Source organism: Streptomyces sp. NPDC004435, from assembly GCF_042873895.1.
In the GTDB taxonomy this organism is placed as follows: domain Bacteria; phylum Actinomycetota; class Actinomycetes; order Streptomycetales; family Streptomycetaceae; genus Streptomyces.
This window is the reverse complement of the sequence record NZ_JBIAMB010000022.1, coordinates 38,296-52,551: the sequence shown is the minus strand read 5'-3', so window position 1 is coordinate 52,551 and position 14,256 is coordinate 38,296. Positions and strand designations below refer to the sequence as shown.

General features: G+C 72.7%; 19 protein-coding genes. 3 read left to right on the top strand and 16 right to left on the bottom strand.

Annotation, left to right across the window (positions count from 1 at the left end; genetic code table 11):
• Positions 1-22 precede the first annotated feature (22 nt).
• Complete coding sequence (locus ACFYT9_RS31790) at positions 23-1,279, bottom strand: GNAT family N-acetyltransferase (protein WP_389169225.1); 1,257 nt, start codon at positions 1,277-1,279, stop codon at positions 23-25.
• 60 nt (positions 1,280-1,339) lie between these two features.
• Complete coding sequence (locus tag ACFYT9_RS31785) at positions 1,340-1,954, bottom strand: ABC transporter substrate-binding protein (RefSeq protein ID WP_387272521.1); 615 nt, start codon at positions 1,952-1,954, stop codon at positions 1,340-1,342.
• Between the two features lie 128 nt (positions 1,955-2,082).
• Between ACFYT9_RS31785 and dtd the strand changes: the two genes are divergently transcribed.
• The gene (gene dtd, locus ACFYT9_RS31780) at positions 2,083-2,508 is read left to right on the top strand and encodes a D-aminoacyl-tRNA deacylase (RefSeq protein ID WP_376598076.1); all 426 of its coding nucleotides are present in this window, start codon (positions 2,083-2,085) and stop codon (positions 2,506-2,508) included.
• A gap of 18 nt (positions 2,509-2,526) precedes the next feature.
• Here dtd and ACFYT9_RS31775 read toward each other — a convergent pair whose 3' ends face one another.
• The 6 genes from ACFYT9_RS31775 to ACFYT9_RS31750 all read right to left on the bottom strand — a co-directional run bounded on the left by ACFYT9_RS31775 (position 2,527) and on the right by ACFYT9_RS31750 (position 7,297).
• Positions 2,527-3,492, bottom strand: coding sequence for a YgfZ/GcvT domain-containing protein (locus ACFYT9_RS31775; RefSeq protein ID WP_387272523.1), 966 nt, complete (start codon positions 3,490-3,492; stop codon positions 2,527-2,529).
• A 9-nt stretch (positions 3,493-3,501) separates the two neighbouring features.
• Positions 3,502-3,939: a Fur family transcriptional regulator gene (locus ACFYT9_RS31770; RefSeq protein ID WP_387272525.1), complete on the bottom strand. Its 438-nt coding sequence runs from the start codon at positions 3,937-3,939 to the stop codon at positions 3,502-3,504.
• A 40-nt stretch (positions 3,940-3,979) separates the two neighbouring features.
• Complete coding sequence (locus ACFYT9_RS31765) at positions 3,980-4,552, bottom strand: FABP family protein (protein ID WP_376598072.1); 573 nt, start codon at positions 4,550-4,552, stop codon at positions 3,980-3,982.
• Positions 4,553-4,806: 254 nt separating this feature from the next.
• The gene (locus tag ACFYT9_RS31760; RefSeq protein WP_389169222.1) at positions 4,807-5,670 is read right to left on the bottom strand and encodes a hypothetical protein; all 864 of its coding nucleotides are present in this window, start codon (positions 5,668-5,670) and stop codon (positions 4,807-4,809) included.
• Complete coding sequence (locus ACFYT9_RS31755) at positions 5,667-6,464, bottom strand: hypothetical protein (RefSeq protein WP_389169220.1); 798 nt, start codon at positions 6,462-6,464, stop codon at positions 5,667-5,669. The genes ACFYT9_RS31760 and ACFYT9_RS31755 overlap by 4 nt, the downstream gene beginning before the upstream one ends.
• A 17-nt stretch (positions 6,465-6,481) precedes the next feature.
• Positions 6,482-7,297: a hypothetical protein gene (locus ACFYT9_RS31750; protein ID WP_389169218.1), complete on the bottom strand. Its 816-nt coding sequence runs from the start codon at positions 7,295-7,297 to the stop codon at positions 6,482-6,484.
• Positions 7,298-7,402: 105 nt separating this feature from the next.
• Between ACFYT9_RS31750 and ACFYT9_RS31745 the strand changes: the two genes are divergently transcribed.
• Positions 7,403-7,765, top strand: coding sequence for a DsrE family protein (locus tag ACFYT9_RS31745; RefSeq protein WP_389169216.1), 363 nt, complete (start codon positions 7,403-7,405; stop codon positions 7,763-7,765).
• 27 nt (positions 7,766-7,792) lie between these two features.
• Here ACFYT9_RS31745 and ACFYT9_RS31740 read toward each other — a convergent pair whose 3' ends face one another.
• From ACFYT9_RS31740 to ACFYT9_RS31705, 8 genes are all read right to left on the bottom strand, one after another.
• Positions 7,793-8,056: a DUF3099 domain-containing protein gene (locus ACFYT9_RS31740; protein WP_376598064.1), complete on the bottom strand. Its 264-nt coding sequence runs from the start codon at positions 8,054-8,056 to the stop codon at positions 7,793-7,795.
• 131 nt (positions 8,057-8,187) lie between these two features.
• The gene (locus ACFYT9_RS31735; protein ID WP_030750551.1) at positions 8,188-8,478 is read right to left on the bottom strand and encodes a DUF1416 domain-containing protein; all 291 of its coding nucleotides are present in this window, start codon (positions 8,476-8,478) and stop codon (positions 8,188-8,190) included.
• Positions 8,479-8,512: 34 nt separating this feature from the next.
• Positions 8,513-9,358, bottom strand: a complete 846-nt coding sequence (locus ACFYT9_RS31730; RefSeq protein ID WP_376598062.1) for a sulfurtransferase — start codon at positions 9,356-9,358, stop codon at positions 8,513-8,515.
• A 164-nt stretch (positions 9,359-9,522) separates the two neighbouring features.
• Positions 9,523-9,603: an Ms5788A family Cys-rich leader peptide gene (locus ACFYT9_RS31725; protein ID WP_351102991.1), complete on the bottom strand. Its 81-nt coding sequence runs from the start codon at positions 9,601-9,603 to the stop codon at positions 9,523-9,525.
• A 205-nt stretch (positions 9,604-9,808) separates the two neighbouring features.
• The gene (locus tag ACFYT9_RS31720) at positions 9,809-10,495 is read right to left on the bottom strand and encodes a DUF2993 domain-containing protein (protein ID WP_376598060.1); all 687 of its coding nucleotides are present in this window, start codon (positions 10,493-10,495) and stop codon (positions 9,809-9,811) included.
• A gap of 163 nt (positions 10,496-10,658) precedes the next feature.
• Positions 10,659-11,978 (bottom strand): hypothetical protein, encoded by a 1,320-nt coding sequence (locus tag ACFYT9_RS31715; protein ID WP_389169213.1) that lies wholly within the window; start codon positions 11,976-11,978, stop codon positions 10,659-10,661.
• Positions 11,979-11,988: 10 nt separating this feature from the next.
• Positions 11,989-12,243, bottom strand: coding sequence for a MoaD/ThiS family protein (locus ACFYT9_RS31710; protein ID WP_376599518.1), 255 nt, complete (start codon positions 12,241-12,243; stop codon positions 11,989-11,991).
• 45 nt (positions 12,244-12,288) lie between these two features.
• Positions 12,289-13,149, bottom strand: coding sequence for an alpha/beta hydrolase (locus ACFYT9_RS31705; RefSeq protein ID WP_387272538.1), 861 nt, complete (start codon positions 13,147-13,149; stop codon positions 12,289-12,291).
• 246 nt (positions 13,150-13,395) lie between these two features.
• Here ACFYT9_RS31705 and ACFYT9_RS31700 point away from each other — a divergent pair, with 246 nt between their 5' ends.
• A complete protein-coding gene (locus tag ACFYT9_RS31700) occupies positions 13,396-14,229 on the top strand; it encodes a response regulator transcription factor (protein ID WP_389169210.1) in 834 nt (277 codons plus the stop codon).
• Positions 14,230-14,256: the final 27 nt, after the last annotated feature.

Here is a 14,256-nt window from a genome sequence, read left to right as displayed (position 1 = left end):
CACCGGAGCGGCGGACGACGGCTCAGAAGATGTCCGGGGAGAACGGCAGCAGCGGCGTGCGGAAGAGCAGCTCGGCCCGCGCCGCCGCACCCGGCACCGCCTCCTCGATCCGTCCGAGCAGCGCGAGGCGCACCGCCGACTCGTCCCCGAGGACCAGCCGGGACAGCTCGGCCACGTCCAGGACCAGATCCGCCGAGGCGGTCGTCGGGGCACAGGACGCGCCCTTCGGGGAGGCGTCGAGCCGGTACCGCCCGCCCGCGAACCCGCCCGCGTCCCGCACGTCGAGCACCAGACCGTCCGCCACCGGATACGTCCGCTCCTCCAGCACCCGCACCACGTCCAGGATCCGCAGCCACAGCATGTCCGCGTGCGAGACGATCCGCGCGGCACGCGGATCCGGCAGCAGCAGCGGCAGCGGGTCGTCCGGCGGCCGGTGACCGGTCCGGACCGTCACCACCCAGTCCACCGAGCACACGAACCGCCACAGCGCCCGCTCCGCGGCCGGCGTCACCGCGATCAGGTCCCGCACGGTCAGCGTGTTCTCCGGCTGCTTCGCGTCGCTCCACCGGTCGTCGCAGCGGTACGACACGAACCCCTCGGGCTCGCCCGAGGCCGAACGGTAGACCGCGTAGTACGGCTCCTTCCACGGCTCCAGCTGGTGCCCGAGGCCCGTACCGATGTCCCATTCGCGCCGGCCCCGGTCGGTGACACCGGCCCTGAGCGCGGCGAGCCCCCGGTGCAGGTCCGGGCCGATGCGGCGGATCTCCGCCCCGTCGGCCAGGTCGATCCGGCCGCCGTCCTCGGGGCCGCCGTCCTCGGGGCCGCCGCGGCGCGGATCGAGCCCCGCCCGGCGCAGGTCCACGCTCCACTCGGTCAGCCGGCTCGCGGGCCCGAAGCCGTACCGGCCGTAGATCGGGTACTCGGCGGCGATCAGGGTCGCGACCGCGTCGCCCCGCTCCCGCGCGGCGGCGAGGTCCCGCTCCATCAGCCGGCTCAGCAGCCCGCGCCGCCGGTGCGTCGGCGCCACCGTCACCTGGGTGATCGCGTCCGCGGTGAGACCACCGCCGCCGACCGTGCTCACCCGCTGCCGGAAGGAACGGAAGGTGGCGACCACCCGACCGCCCTCCACGGCGCCGAGGGTCCGGTCGAGATCGACATGGGCCAGCCGGTCGGCCACCAACTCGTCCGGGACCACCGGCTCGTTCAGAAAGCCCGTACGCAACGCCCGCAGCCACTCGGGGAATTCGGACTCGCTCACCGTGCGCAGTTCGACAGACATCCTCCGACCCTACGCACGCCCCGCCCTCCCGGCGCGGCAATATCCGGCGGCCCCGGCCGGTCAGGCGAGCAGGTCGTCGACCTGCGCCTCGCCCTCCCGGTAGCGGCGGGCGATCTCCGCCCCGCAGTCGTCGGCGGTCCGCTGGAGCGTCTGCCGGCGCCGCGAGATCTGCTGCTCGTAACCGGCCAGCCGCCCCATCGCGGTGTGCAGCTCGTCGTCCGTCCGGGCCGTCAGGTCCGACAGCTCGACCTCCGACAGCATCTCGGCCGCCAGCCGCCGGTACTCCTCCGCCCGGGGCGTGGACAGCGTCACGTGCCGGGCCGAGGTCCGCAGCCGGGACGGCACGTCGGCGAGGATCTCGGAGAGCCGGTCGAGCACCGGCGCCTCGGGATCGGTCCGGCGCGCCAGCTCGGCCCGCAGGATGTCGATCCGGCCCTGGAGCATCCGTCGCACATAGCTGAGATCGGCCTCGTCGCTCTGCGCGTCCCGCCGCAGCGTCCGCAGCTCGGAGAGGCGCAGCCCGCCGAGCTCCTGACCCGTGCGCCCGGAAGGAACCGCCTCGGCGGCCGTCCGCTGCACGGGCGGCCGCGCGACCGGACCGCCGGGCACCGCGCCCGCGGAGCGGATCAGCGGTACGGGGCCGGACGGCGTCGGCCCGGTGCTGGAAGCACTCATGAGAATCGTCCCCTCGACCGGTGCGGAGCCGCACCGCCTCCAGGCATGGTGCCACTCCCGCACACGCGCGTGCAGGCGCTCTGCACCCGTTCGGCCCCCAGAAATCCCCGATCGGTAGGTTGGGACGCATGCGAGCTGTGGTGCAGAGGGTGGACGGCGCGAAGGTCGTCGTCGCAGGGGAGACGGTCGGCGAGATCACCGGCGAGGGACTGTGCGTCCTGGTGGGCGTCACCCACGACGACACACCGGAGAAGGCCGCCCGATTGGCCGGAAAACTCTGGTCCGTCCGGGTGCTGGAGGACGAGAAGTCCTGCTCGGACCTGGGCGCCCCGCTCCTGGTGATCTCCCAGTTCACGCTCTACGGCGACGCCCGCAAGGGCCGCCGCCCCACCTGGAACGCCGCGGCCCCCGGCCCCGTCGCCGAACCCCTCGTCGACGAGGTCGTCGCGCAGCTGCGGAAGCTCGGCGCCCACGTGGAGACGGGCCGCTTCGGCGCCGACATGCGCGTCAGCCTCACCAACCACGGCCCCTTCACGGTGATCATCGAGGTCTGACGACCACCGCCGCCACGACTACGGCTCGACGACGGTCTCCTGCGCGGCGGCCGTCGTCCCCGCCACCAGCGGCGCGTCCACCGGAACGTTCCGCTTCACCAGCGCCAGGGCGATCGGCCCCAGCTCGTGGTGGCGCACCGCGGTCGTCACGAAGCCCAGCTGACGCCCGTCGGGACCGTCCGAGGCGAGCCGCAGCGGAGTGCCGTGCCCCGGCAGGACCACCTCGCTGCCGTCCAGGTGCAGGAAGACCAGCCGGCGCGGCGGCTTGCCCAGGTTCTGCACCCGGGCGACCGTCTCCTGCCCCCGGTAGCACCCCTTCTGCAGGTGCACCGCGGTGCCGATCAGGCCGACCTCGTGCGGGATCGTCCGGTGGTCGGTCTCGAAGCCGAGCCGCGGCCTGTGCCCCTCCACCCGCAGCGCCTCGTACGCGAGGACACCGGCGGCCGGCCCGTGCGCGGCGGCGAAGGACTCCAGCTCCGCGCGCGGCAGGAACAGATCACGGCCGTGCGCCGTCTCCCGTACGACGACGCCCTCCGGCGTCCCGGCGGTGGACCCGGCCGGCAGGTGCACGACGGCGAACGCGTCCGTCCGGTCGGCGACCTCGACCCGGTAGAAGAACTTCATCGACTCCAGGTAGGCGATCAACTCGCCCTGCGTCCCCGGCTCGACGTGCGCCCAGACCGTCTCGCCGTCGTCGACGAGGGAGAGCGCGTGCTCGATGTGCCCGTTCGCGGAGAGGATCAGCGCCTCGGTCGCCCGGCCGACGGGCAGGTCGCTGACGTGCTGGGTGAGGAGCAGGTGCAGCCAGCTCAGCCGGTCGTCGCCGGTGACGGTGACGACGCCCCGGTGCGACAGATCGACGAAACCGGAGCCGTCGGCGAGGGCGCGCTGCTCGCGGAACAGGTCACCGTAGTGGGCGGCGACGCCTTCGTCCCGCCCTTCGGCGGGAACGGCGCCGGGCAGGGACAGCAGGGAGCTCTTCATGGGAAAAGCCTACGACTCCCCGGCCGCGGCCTTCCGGGTGCAGCCCCCGCACCGCCCGAAGATCGCGAAGTGCTTCATGTCCGTGTCGAAGCCGAAGGTCTCGCGCAGCTTCCCGGTGAACTCGGCGGCCACCTCCACGTCCGCCTCGATCACCTCCGAGCAGTCCCGGCAGACCAGGTGCAGATGGTGGTGCCGGTCCGCGAGGTGGTACGTCGGCGCCCCGTGCCCCAGATGCGCGTGACTGACGAGCCCGAGCTCCTCCAGGAGCTCCAGGGTCCGGTACACGGTCGAGATGTTCACCCCGGAAGCCGTCTTCCGCACCTCGACGAGGATGTCGTCGGGCGTGGCGTGCTCCAGGGCGTCCACCGCCTCCAGCACGAGCTGGCGCTGCGGCGTCAGCCGGTACCCCCGCCGCCGCAGGTCGCTCTTCCAGTCGGTGCTCACCACGCCCCCCAGTCTAGGAGGGCGCGGCGCGACACCGAAGGCCCTACTTGAAGAAGGCGATGCCGTCGTCGGGCATGTCGGGGAGGTTGCGCGCCATCTCCGCGACCTCTTCCGGAGTGACGACCTTCTTCAGGTGCGCCGACATGTAGGGGCGGAGCGGGACCTCGGGGGTCGCCTTCTCGCCGACCCACATGAGGTCGCTCTTCACGTAGCCGTAGAGACGCTTGCCGCCCGAGTACGGGCCGGAGGCGGCGGTACGGGCCACGGCGTCGGTCGCCAGGTCGATCTGCGGCTTCTGGTCGGCGAGCTCGCCGTACCAGACCTCGACGACGCCGTCGTCGCGGACCATCACGACCTCGACCTTGCGGTCCTTGTCGATCCGCCAGAAGCCGCTCTCGCTCTCCAGCGGGCGGACCTTCTCGCCCTTCTCGTCGAGGACCCAGGAGTGCGAGTGGTACTCCAGGAAGTCCCGGCCGTCGTGGCTGAAGGTCACGGACTGGCCGAAGTTGCACTTCTCGGCGCCCGGGAAGTCGGAGACGCCGGCGCCCTCCCAGGTTCCGAGGAGGAACGCGAGCGGGACGAGGTCCGGGTTGAGGTCGGACGGGATCTGGATCATGGGCGGCTCAGACGATCTGTGAAGGGGGCCGGTGAACGAGGAGGGACCGGAAGGTCAGCGCTGACCCTGGTACAGCTTCTTCACGGCCAGGCCGGTGAAGGCGAGCACGCCGACGGCGACCAGGACCAGCAGGGTCTCGAAGAAAATGATCACAGGGTGCTCCTCGGCTGAGCGGTGAAGGCGGAACGGGCCGGACCCCAGCTTAGTGGGCGGGGGCCCGGCCCACTCGGTGAGGTGGGTCTCCCGTGATCGCGTCAGCCGAGCAGCTGCGCCTGGAGCGCGACCGTCTGCTGGAACGGCACCGTCGGCACCCCGTCCTTCCTGCTCAGCGTGATCACCGCGAGGGTGTCACCGGCCTGGACGAAGGACCAGCGGGTCTGCTCGGGGCCGTACGGCTCCTCCTCCTGGTACGCGTAGGGCGCGACGTTCGGCACGTCGATGTCCTCCGTGGACTGGTCGAGCACCGCCGACTCCACCCCGGCCGGCAGCCGCTCGCCCCGGAACAGCCCGCCGGTGACCTCGTCCCGGTACGCCTCCGAGAACGCCACCGACGAGAACCTCAGCAGGTGGATCCGGGTCGTGGTGCCGTCCGGCGTGGTCCAGCCGCGCGCGGCGACGTGCCGGAGCGCCGAGTCGGCCAGGTACTCCTTCACCTCGCGCCGGTCCTGCTCAGCCAGCATCGCCAGGTGCGAGTCGACCCCCACCCAGCCGCCGTCCAGCTTCGGGTCGGCCGTCGCCCCGGCCGGCGCGGGCAGCAGCAGCTTCCGCAGGTCGGCGTGGTGGACCTCGCCGTCGTTGCCGTCGGTGAACGGACGCGGGGCCCCGGCGGGCAGTGCCGGCAGGCTGAGCTCCGGGTAGTCCCACCGCCCGTCGGACTCGGTCGCGAGCCCCGGCACCTCGGTCCGCTCCATGGCGGTGATGCCCAGGGCGGCACCGGCCCCCGCACCACCGCAGACGAGCAGGGCGGCGGTCCAGCGGACGACCCCCCACAGCACCCGCCGCGGCTTCCGCGGCGCGGGGACGGGGGCGGGGACGGGGGGCTCGGCCGCCGGTTCCGGTTCCGGCTCCGCCGGAACCTCGGTCAGCGTCTGCGTCTGCGTCTGCACCTGCTCGCTCATACGTACTCCCCCGGGGATGCGATGTGGTCCATCTGCCGCTTCAGCAGCTTGGCCACGCGCGCCTTGTCGAACGGCTCGGCGCCGACCGCGGTCATGGTGACCACGACCTCGGAGTCGTACGCGAGGCAGATCATCGTCTCCAGTGCGCCGTCCTTCTCCGCCTCGTCCAGCGAGTCGTCCTCGGGCGCCAGGTAGCAGTCGGCCTTCTCGTGGCCCTCGACCTTCGGGCCCTTCGGGAACTTCAGCTGCTCGAAGAGCTCCGTGCGGATCCGGTGGCCGCTCCGGACCCGCTTCTCGTCCTCGATCCGCGCGACCTCGAACGTCACGACGACGGTGCTGTCCCAGTCGGCGAAGGACCGCACGGCCACGCCCCGGACACCGAGCCGGTCGACCTCCTTCTCGAAGGCCCTGCGCTTCTTCCCGGAAAGCCCCTTGCCCGACCGCTTGATCAGCGCGACGGCCTCCGCCGCACCGAGCTCGCCGTCGTTCCCGTACAGCCCCACATCGGGGCCGAACACGTACCCGTCGGGCAGCGGCAGCAGGAGCTTGCTCAGCGGCGTGTCGGCCCTGCCGCGCGCCCCGGCGGCCGCCGGGTCCTCGTCCTGCGGCTCCAGGTCGTCCCACAGCCGGGTCGGCGCGGCCCGGTCGGCGGAGTCCACGGTCACGGCGGTGTAGGCGACGCCGCCACCGATCAGGCCGAGCACGAGCACGGAGGGCAGGACGACGCCGAGCAGGATCCGCCCGACACCCCGCTTCCGCCGCTTCGGCTGCTCCTGCGCGACGGTCTCGGTCACGTCGTTCCGGTCCTCACTCACAGGCGCCCCAACTGTCGCTCGGCCAGCGAAGCGATCTCCTTCTCGGAGATCTTCTTCGAGTCGACGATGAAGATCTCCACCGCGATGTCACCGCGGTGGAACACGGCCCTGGCCTCGTACAGGTCCAGGTAGCCGGGCTTCCGGTCGACGGGGAACACGTAGGAGCGGCCCTCGGCGGACCCCTTGATCGGGCTCCCCTCCCCGTCCGCGTAGTCCTCGCCCGGCAGATAGGCGTGCTGGTCCTCGGCGAACCACTCCGCGCCGCGGGAGACGCCGCCCCGGTACTGGATCAACCGGATGTGGGTCCGTCTGTGCTTGCCGTCGGTCCAGGAGGTCGCCGCGATGCGGCGGATCTCGTTGCCGAGCTCACCCTTGAGGAGCCCGCCCGGATTCGTGAACATCCCGGCGAAGGTGTCCACCGACATCCAGCCGTCGACGTCCTCGGCGTACGGGTCCTTCTTCGCCCCGGCCGGCTTCGGCAGCAGCAGCTTGCGCAGGTCGCCCTGGGCCTTGGCCTGGCGGTCCTGGGAGGCCGGCAGGGGCGTCCGCTTCTGGCCCTTCGGGAGCGGCTTCGGGTACGCGAGGCCGGGCTGGTTCAGCGGCGGGAGCGGGGTCGGCTCGCGATCGGCCTGCACGCCGTAGCCGACGGCCGTGCCGCCGACGAGGCCGATGACGGCGGCGACGGCGATCAGCGCGAGCGTACGGACGGTCCCGCGGCGGCGCGGAGCCGGACGGGCGGGCGGTTCCGGCCCGGGGTCCGGCACGGGCGCCGGGGTGTTCTGAGCGGGTTCCACCGCTTCCGTGGCTTCCAAGAAAGTCCCCCCACGAGACTTGAAGGGCGGATTCCGTCATCCGCGCATCCAGCTGACCCGTGAGCCACGCATGAAGTTGCAGGCCGTCGCATTACAGTTCGGTATATGGCGAAGAAGCTCGTGATCAAGGTGACCGCCGGGGCCGACGCCCCGGAACGCTGCTCCCAGGCCTTCACCGTGGCCGCCGTAGCCGTCGCGAGCGGCGTCGAGGTGTCGCTGTGGCTGACCGGCGAGTCCTCGTGGTTCGCCCTGCCGGGCAGGGCCGCCGAGTTCGAACTGCCGCACGCGGCCCCGCTGCCGGACCTCGTCGACTCGATCCTGGCCACCGGGCGGATCACCCTCTGCACCCAGTGCGCGGCCCGCCGCGAGATCACCGAGAAGGACGTCCTGGACGGCGTCCGCATCGCCGGCGCCCAGGTCTTCGTCCAGGAGGCCACGGCCGACGACACCCAGGCGCTCGTCTACTGACCCTGCCGTGACCGGTCCCTACCGGTCCTACCGGTCCCGGCGCTTCTTGCCGTCGAGCTCGTCCCACCACTCGTCCGACTGCGGGTCGCCGGACGGATCGTCCCACCACCGGTCCTCCGGCCCCCGCCGGTTCGCCACCATCGCGGCCACGGGCGGAATCACCATGGCCACGACGCACATCCCGATGGCCACCGGCATGGAGAACAGCCGCACGACGGCCCAGGCCCCCACGAAGAGGACCAGGCAGGCCCCCATCATCCAGAAGTAGACGTGCCGACGCTTCGCGTACACCCCTTCAGCGTACGTCCGCACCGGCACGGGAGGCTCCTGGAAAAGCACAGACCGGAGGGCCGTGCCTCAAGTCCTGGTGTGGCGTCCAACCCCCCAGGAGGCACGGCCCTCCGGCCGTTCTGATGCGCGGGCTACACCGCGATGGCGACGTCCGTCAGGCTGCCCGTCTCGGTGACGACGACCTTGCGGTCGGCCTGGGCGCCGGGGACGAGGGCGCGGAGGGTCCACTCGCCGGTGGCCGCGTAGAAGCGGAACTGGCCGGTGGCGGAGGTGGGGACCTCGGCCGTGAACTCGCCGGAGGCGTCCAGCAGGCGCACGTAGCCCGTGACGGGCTCGCCGTCCTTGGTCACCTGGCCCTGGATGGCCGTCTCACCGGGCTTGAGGGTGCTGACGTCGGGGCCGCCGACCTGTGCTCCACACATGTTGTTACGTCCTGTCCTGTCGCGAGGGGGAGTCTTACTTGTTGGCGCCGAGCTCGATCGGCACGCCCACGAGGGAGCCGTACTCGGTCCAGGAGCCGTCGTAGTTCTTGACGTTCGGGACCTCGAGCAGCTCGTGCAGGACGAACCAGGTCAGCGCGGAACGCTCACCGATGCGGCAGTAGGCGACGGTGTCCTTCGCCAGGTCGACCTGCTCGGCCTCGTAGAGGGCCTTGAGCTCGTCGTCCGACTTGAAGGTGCCGTCGTCGTTGGCGTTCTTCGACCACGGGATGTTGCGGGCGGACGGGACGTGGCCCGGGCGCTGCGACTGCTCCTGCGGGAGGTGGGCGGGGGCGAGCAGCTTGCCGGAGAACTCGTCGGGCGAACGGACGTCGACCAGGTTCTGGGTGCCGATCGCGGCCACGACGTCGTCGCGGAAGGCGCGGATGGAGACGTCCTGGGCCTGGGCCTTGTACGCGGTGGCCGGGCGGGCCGGGACCTCGGAGCCGTCGACCAGGTCGCGGGAGTCGAGCTCCCACTTCTTGCGGCCGCCGTCGAGGAGCTTGACGTCCTGGTGGCCGTAGAGCTTGAAGTACCAGTAGGCGTACGAGGCGAACCAGTTGTTGTTGCCGCCGTAGAGGACGACCGTGGTGTCGTTGCCGATGCCCTTGGCCGAGAGGAGCTTCTCGAAGCCCTCCTGGTCGATGAAGTCGCGGCGGACCGGGTCCTGGAGGTCCTTGGTCCAGTCGATCCGGATCGCGTTCTTGATGTGGTTCTTGTCGTAGGCGGCGGTGTCCTCGTCGACCTCGACGATCGCGACGGCCGGGTTGTCGAGGTTGGCCTCGACCCAGTCGGCGTCGACCAGTACGTCGCTGCGAGCCATGCTGTTCTCCTCCGGGGCAGTGTGCGGCGGTGTGGTGCGGGGGTGGTGCGGCATGTGCGGGTACGCGTCGTGGCGTCCGCCCGACGGCGTGGTGCTGCGCGGTCCGGCCGCGGCCGAAAGGGGCCGGCGGGCCGTGGGGAATACGGGCGCGGAGCGCGTCCCGCTCAGACGGGGCGACAGAGCATGGCGGCGATGCGGCACAGGTCTACTGCCCGCCGCTTCGTGAGTTCCGCCTGTCGCTTCATGCCGTCGATCGTAGGGACGGACAGGCGACCGTGTCACCGACGTGTCGTATGGTGAGACGCTATCGTCCGAAAAGTGAGATACGAAAGGGGTCGGAGCGCGCTCCGACCCCTCGTCGACCGCCGTCCCGGCCCGTGTTTCTGCGGATCGGACGAGGCTGTCTCAGTATGTGAAAGTGAGCGGGGAAGCGGGTGCCTCCCGGGTGTCTCAGCCCGCCACGGCGACGTCCTTGCCGGTCACCGTGACCGCGAGCCCCTCCGGGCGCGGCTCCACCTCGGTCACCCGCATCCCGGCGACGCGGCCGAGCGGGCGCTCGAAGTCGGTGCGCTCGCGGATCATGTCCTCCACGAGCGGGATGCCCTCGCCGGGCACCTCATCGGCGCGGACCTTGATGGTGTCGCCGTCGACCAGCGTGACCGAGGAGACGACGGTCCGGGTCACCTTGCGGCCCAGGACCTCCGCGCTGCCCGTCACCTTCACCTTGCCGGGGCCGCCGTACTCCATGGCGGTGGCCCGCTCGGAGGCGGCGACCAGGTCCGCGTACGAGATGAGCGCCGTGCCGGTCGCGGAGGCGGCCCGGGCGCCGCTCCAGTCGCCGGTCACGGTCACGTCCCGCAGGTCGACGGTGAGCTCGCCGATCCGGACGGGCTTGCCTCCGGCCTGGGTGTGGACGCCCCGGGCGACCACCTCGACCTCGCCGAAGCGCTTGTCGGCGGCCTGGGTGAGGAAGGGGAAGCCCTTGATGTCCACCTCGACCGATTCGGTCCGGCCGCCCGCGAGCGAGGCGCGTCCCGCCACCTCGGACTCGGCCCAGGCGGCGGCGAGCCGGTCGGCCCCGACCAGGATCCCGCCCAGCACGACGGCCACCACCAGCAGGATCCGCAGTGCTCGCATGGCTGACTTTCCCCCATTGCCGAAGATGACGATGTACCGGAGTCGCCGCCGGACACATCGCCGGAGACGTGTGCCGGCCCCCCGACACGTGATCGACGTGTCGGGGGGCCGAGTGGTTCCCGGGTGCCCCGGCCGGTGCGGCCGGACCGGGGTCCGGATCCGCTCAGACCAGGGCGCGGCCGAGAAGGTACACGGCGGGGGCGGCCGCCGTCAGCGGCAGGGCCACGCCGGCCGTCATGTGCACGAAGCGGGACGGGTAGTCGTAGCTGGCCGCACGCAGGCCGACGAGGGCGCAGACGCCTGCGGCGAGGCCGAGCAGCGCGCCGGAGGTGCCCATGCCGCTCAGGGTGCCGGCGGCGATGCCCGCGCCGGCGGCGGCGAGCAGCGAGGCGACGAGGGAGACGGGGCCGGGCAGCGGGAGGGCGCGGGCGAGGACGGTCGCGGCGACGGCGGCCGAGCCGGCCACCACCGCGTCCGGTTCGGCGCCGAGGTGCCCGGCGGCGAGGACGGTGAGCGCGGCCGAGGCGACGGTGGCCATGAGGCCGTACATCCGCTCGTCGGGGTCGGCGTGGCTGCGGAGCTGGAGGACCAGGGTGAGCAGGACCCAGACGCCGAGGGTGCCGAGGATGGCGGGGGCGGCGTGTTCGCGGCCCGCGGCGAGGAGGGCGGCGTCGGCGACGAGACCGCCGAGGAAGGCGAGGGCGATGCCCTGGCGGGCGGGCCACATGCCGTTGAGCCGGAACCAGCCGGCGGCGGTGAGTCCCTGGAGCGCGACCAGCGGCAGGAGGAGCCCGTAGGTGCCGAGCGCGGCGCCCCCGGCGAGCAGCAGTCCGAGGACGGCGGTGAGGAGGGCGGGCTTCATGCCGGGCTCGATGATCGGCGACCGGCCCTCGGCACGCGCGCGCTGGGCGTCGGTGATGCGGGTGTTCCCGGAGGTCGTCGGCGAGGAGTACGCGGGCCCGGCGCCGGCCACCGCGCCGGCCTCCTGGGCGGGGGCGGGCGCGGGGGCGGGCGCGGCCTCGGGGGCCGGGTGCGCGAAGGGGGCCGGCGCGGTGGCCGGGGCGTGGGTCGCGGGCTGCGGCTGGGCGTACGCCTGTGGGTAGGGCTCCTGGGGGTAGGGCTCCTGGGCGTACGCCTGCGGGTGTCCGCCCTGGGGGTACGTCTCCGGGGCGTACGCCTGCTGCGGGTGGGCCTCGGGGGCGTACCCCTGAGGGGCATGAGCGGCATGGGGGTCCTGGGGCGCGTAGGGCGCCTGCGGGGCCGGGGCCGCCTGCCGGGGGTCCGTGTACGCGTACCCGGACCCGGTCCCGTCCCCGTACCCCTGCGCCTGCGCCTGCTGGTGCGCCTGCGCCTGCTCATGCGCCGGCCGGACCGCGGGCTGGTACGTGGTGTCCCAGGTCTGGCCCTCCCAGGTCTGGGTGACCGAGGGGTCGTACGCGTTCGGGTCGTACGACTGCCCGCCGTACTGCTGGTCATTGCTCATGCTCTGGGGTTCACCCTCCTGCGAACGGGGGGAGCACCTCGACCGTGCCGCCCTCGGCAAGCCGTACGGTCTCATGGCTCCGGGTGCCGACCGGGTCACCGTCGACGAGGAACGAGCACCGCTGGAGGACCCGGACGAGCTCGCCCGGGTGGTTCGCGCGGACGGCGTCCAGGGCCTCGGCGAGGGTCTCGGCGGTGTACGGCTCCTCGGCGATCCCCGCGGCGGCCTTGGCCGCGGCCCAGTAGCGGATGGTTCCCGCTGCCATAGCGGCGCTCCCTTCGTTCGTGTGCGCGCCGCCCCCCATGATGGGCTATCGGGGGACGAGCCAGGCGCCGAGCCGGTCGAGCAGCTCCTCCCCGGCGGCGTTCTCGGCGTGGCCCATGCCGGGCTCCAGCCACAGTTCGGCGCCGCCCGCGGCGGCCAGGGTGCGCGGATGGTCGAGGGGGAAGTAGGCGTCGCGGTCGCCGTGGACGACGAGCAGCGGGGTCGGGGCGATCCGCGCGGCGGCCTCGACCGGGGAGAGCGGGACGGGGTCCCAGGCGCGCCGGTCGATGCGGACGCGGAGCCCGTACCGGCCGACGAGCCGGCCGACCGGGCGGGTGACCACCCAGTGGAGGCGGCGCATCGGGGCCGTCCCCCGGTAGTACCAGCGGGCGGGGGCGGAGACGGCGGCGACCGCGTCGGGCGCGGCGTCCGTGCCGCGGTCGAGGGCGGCCTGCCGGAGGACGACGGAGCCGCCCATGGAGAAGCCGACGGTCACCACGCGCGCGTGGCCCAGCTCGCGGGCCCAGCGGACGGCGGCGGCGAGGTCCAGGACCTCGCGGTCGCCGACGGTGGAGAGACCGCCGGAGCCGCCGTGGCCGCGGAAGGAGAAGGTGACGACGGCCGCCGCGTGCCGGCCCAGGACCTCGGCGGCGCGCCGGACGGCGGGCCGGTCGAGGGAGCCGGTGAAGCCGTGCGCGACGACGACGGCCGTGTCGGCGGACGCCTGTGCGGCGGCGGACCCGGACGCGGTGGCGCTGCCGGACGGGTCGGTGACGGCGGCCGGGAAGGGCTCGTGCAACGCCTCGATGGGAACGCCGTCGGCCGTCCGCAGGATTGCGCGGCGAGGTCCGGAAGTGAGCGAGGAAACATCCATGATGTGAAATCGACCCTCTGCCTCGGAACTCATGTGGGCTATTCTCCTTGGCAGAGGATCCGGGCGACGTCGCCACCGGGTCCTTTTGCGTTTTCCGACCGTTGTTACGGACGGATGAACAAAAGCTCTCAGGGCGCGAGAGCCACAGGTGAGACCCGCACCACCCGAGCAGTACCGCAGCTGTCCTCGCAGGGACCGAGGAGGAACCGACGTCATGGACGAGCGTACGAAGCACGACCGACCGACGAGCCGGCCGACCCTGGCAGGGGGAGAGGCCCGATGAGCTCGCTGCTGCTGCTGACCAACGCACTTCAGCCGTCGACCGAGGTGCTCCCCGCCCTCGGCCTGCTGCTGCACAACGTGCGGGTGGCCCCGGCCGAGGGCCCGGCGCTGGTGGACACGCCCGGAGCGGACGTGATCCTCGTGGACGGCCGGCGCGACCTGCCGCAGGTCCGCTCGCTCTGCCAGCTGCTGCGCTCCACCGGACCGGGCTGTCCGCTGGTCCTGGTGGTCACGGAGGGCGGTCTGGCGGCCGTCACCGCGGACTGGGGCATCGACGACGTGCTGCTCGACACCGCGGGCCCCGCCGAGGTCGAGGCGCGGCTGCGGCTCGCGCTGGGCCGGCAGCAGATCGTCGCGGACGACTCCCCGATGGAGATCCGCAACGGCGACCTGTCGGTGGACGAGGCCACGTACAGCGCCAAGCTGAAGGGCCGGGTCCTGGACCTGACCTTCAAGGAGTTCGAGCTGCTGAAGTACCTGGCGCAGCACCCCGGCCGGGTCTTCACCCGCGCGCAGCTGCTCCAGGAGGTGTGGGGGTACGACTACTTCGGCGGCACCCGGACGGTCGACGTGCACGTGCGGCGGCTGCGGGCGAAGCTAGGCCCCGAGCACGAGTCGCTGATCGGCACCGTGCGGAACGTGGGCTACCGCTTCGTGACGCCCGAGAAGGTCGAGCGGGCCGCCGAGGAGGCCCGTGCCAAGGAGGCGAAGGAAGCGAAGCAGTCCGACGACTCCGCGGGGACGAAGGGGGCGGAAGCGGGACAGGACTCCCGGCAGGCGGCTCGTTCCGGCGCCGGAGTCAAGGACGCCACGGCCGATTCCACCCGTTAGGCGGACGGTAACGTGGCGTATGCCACA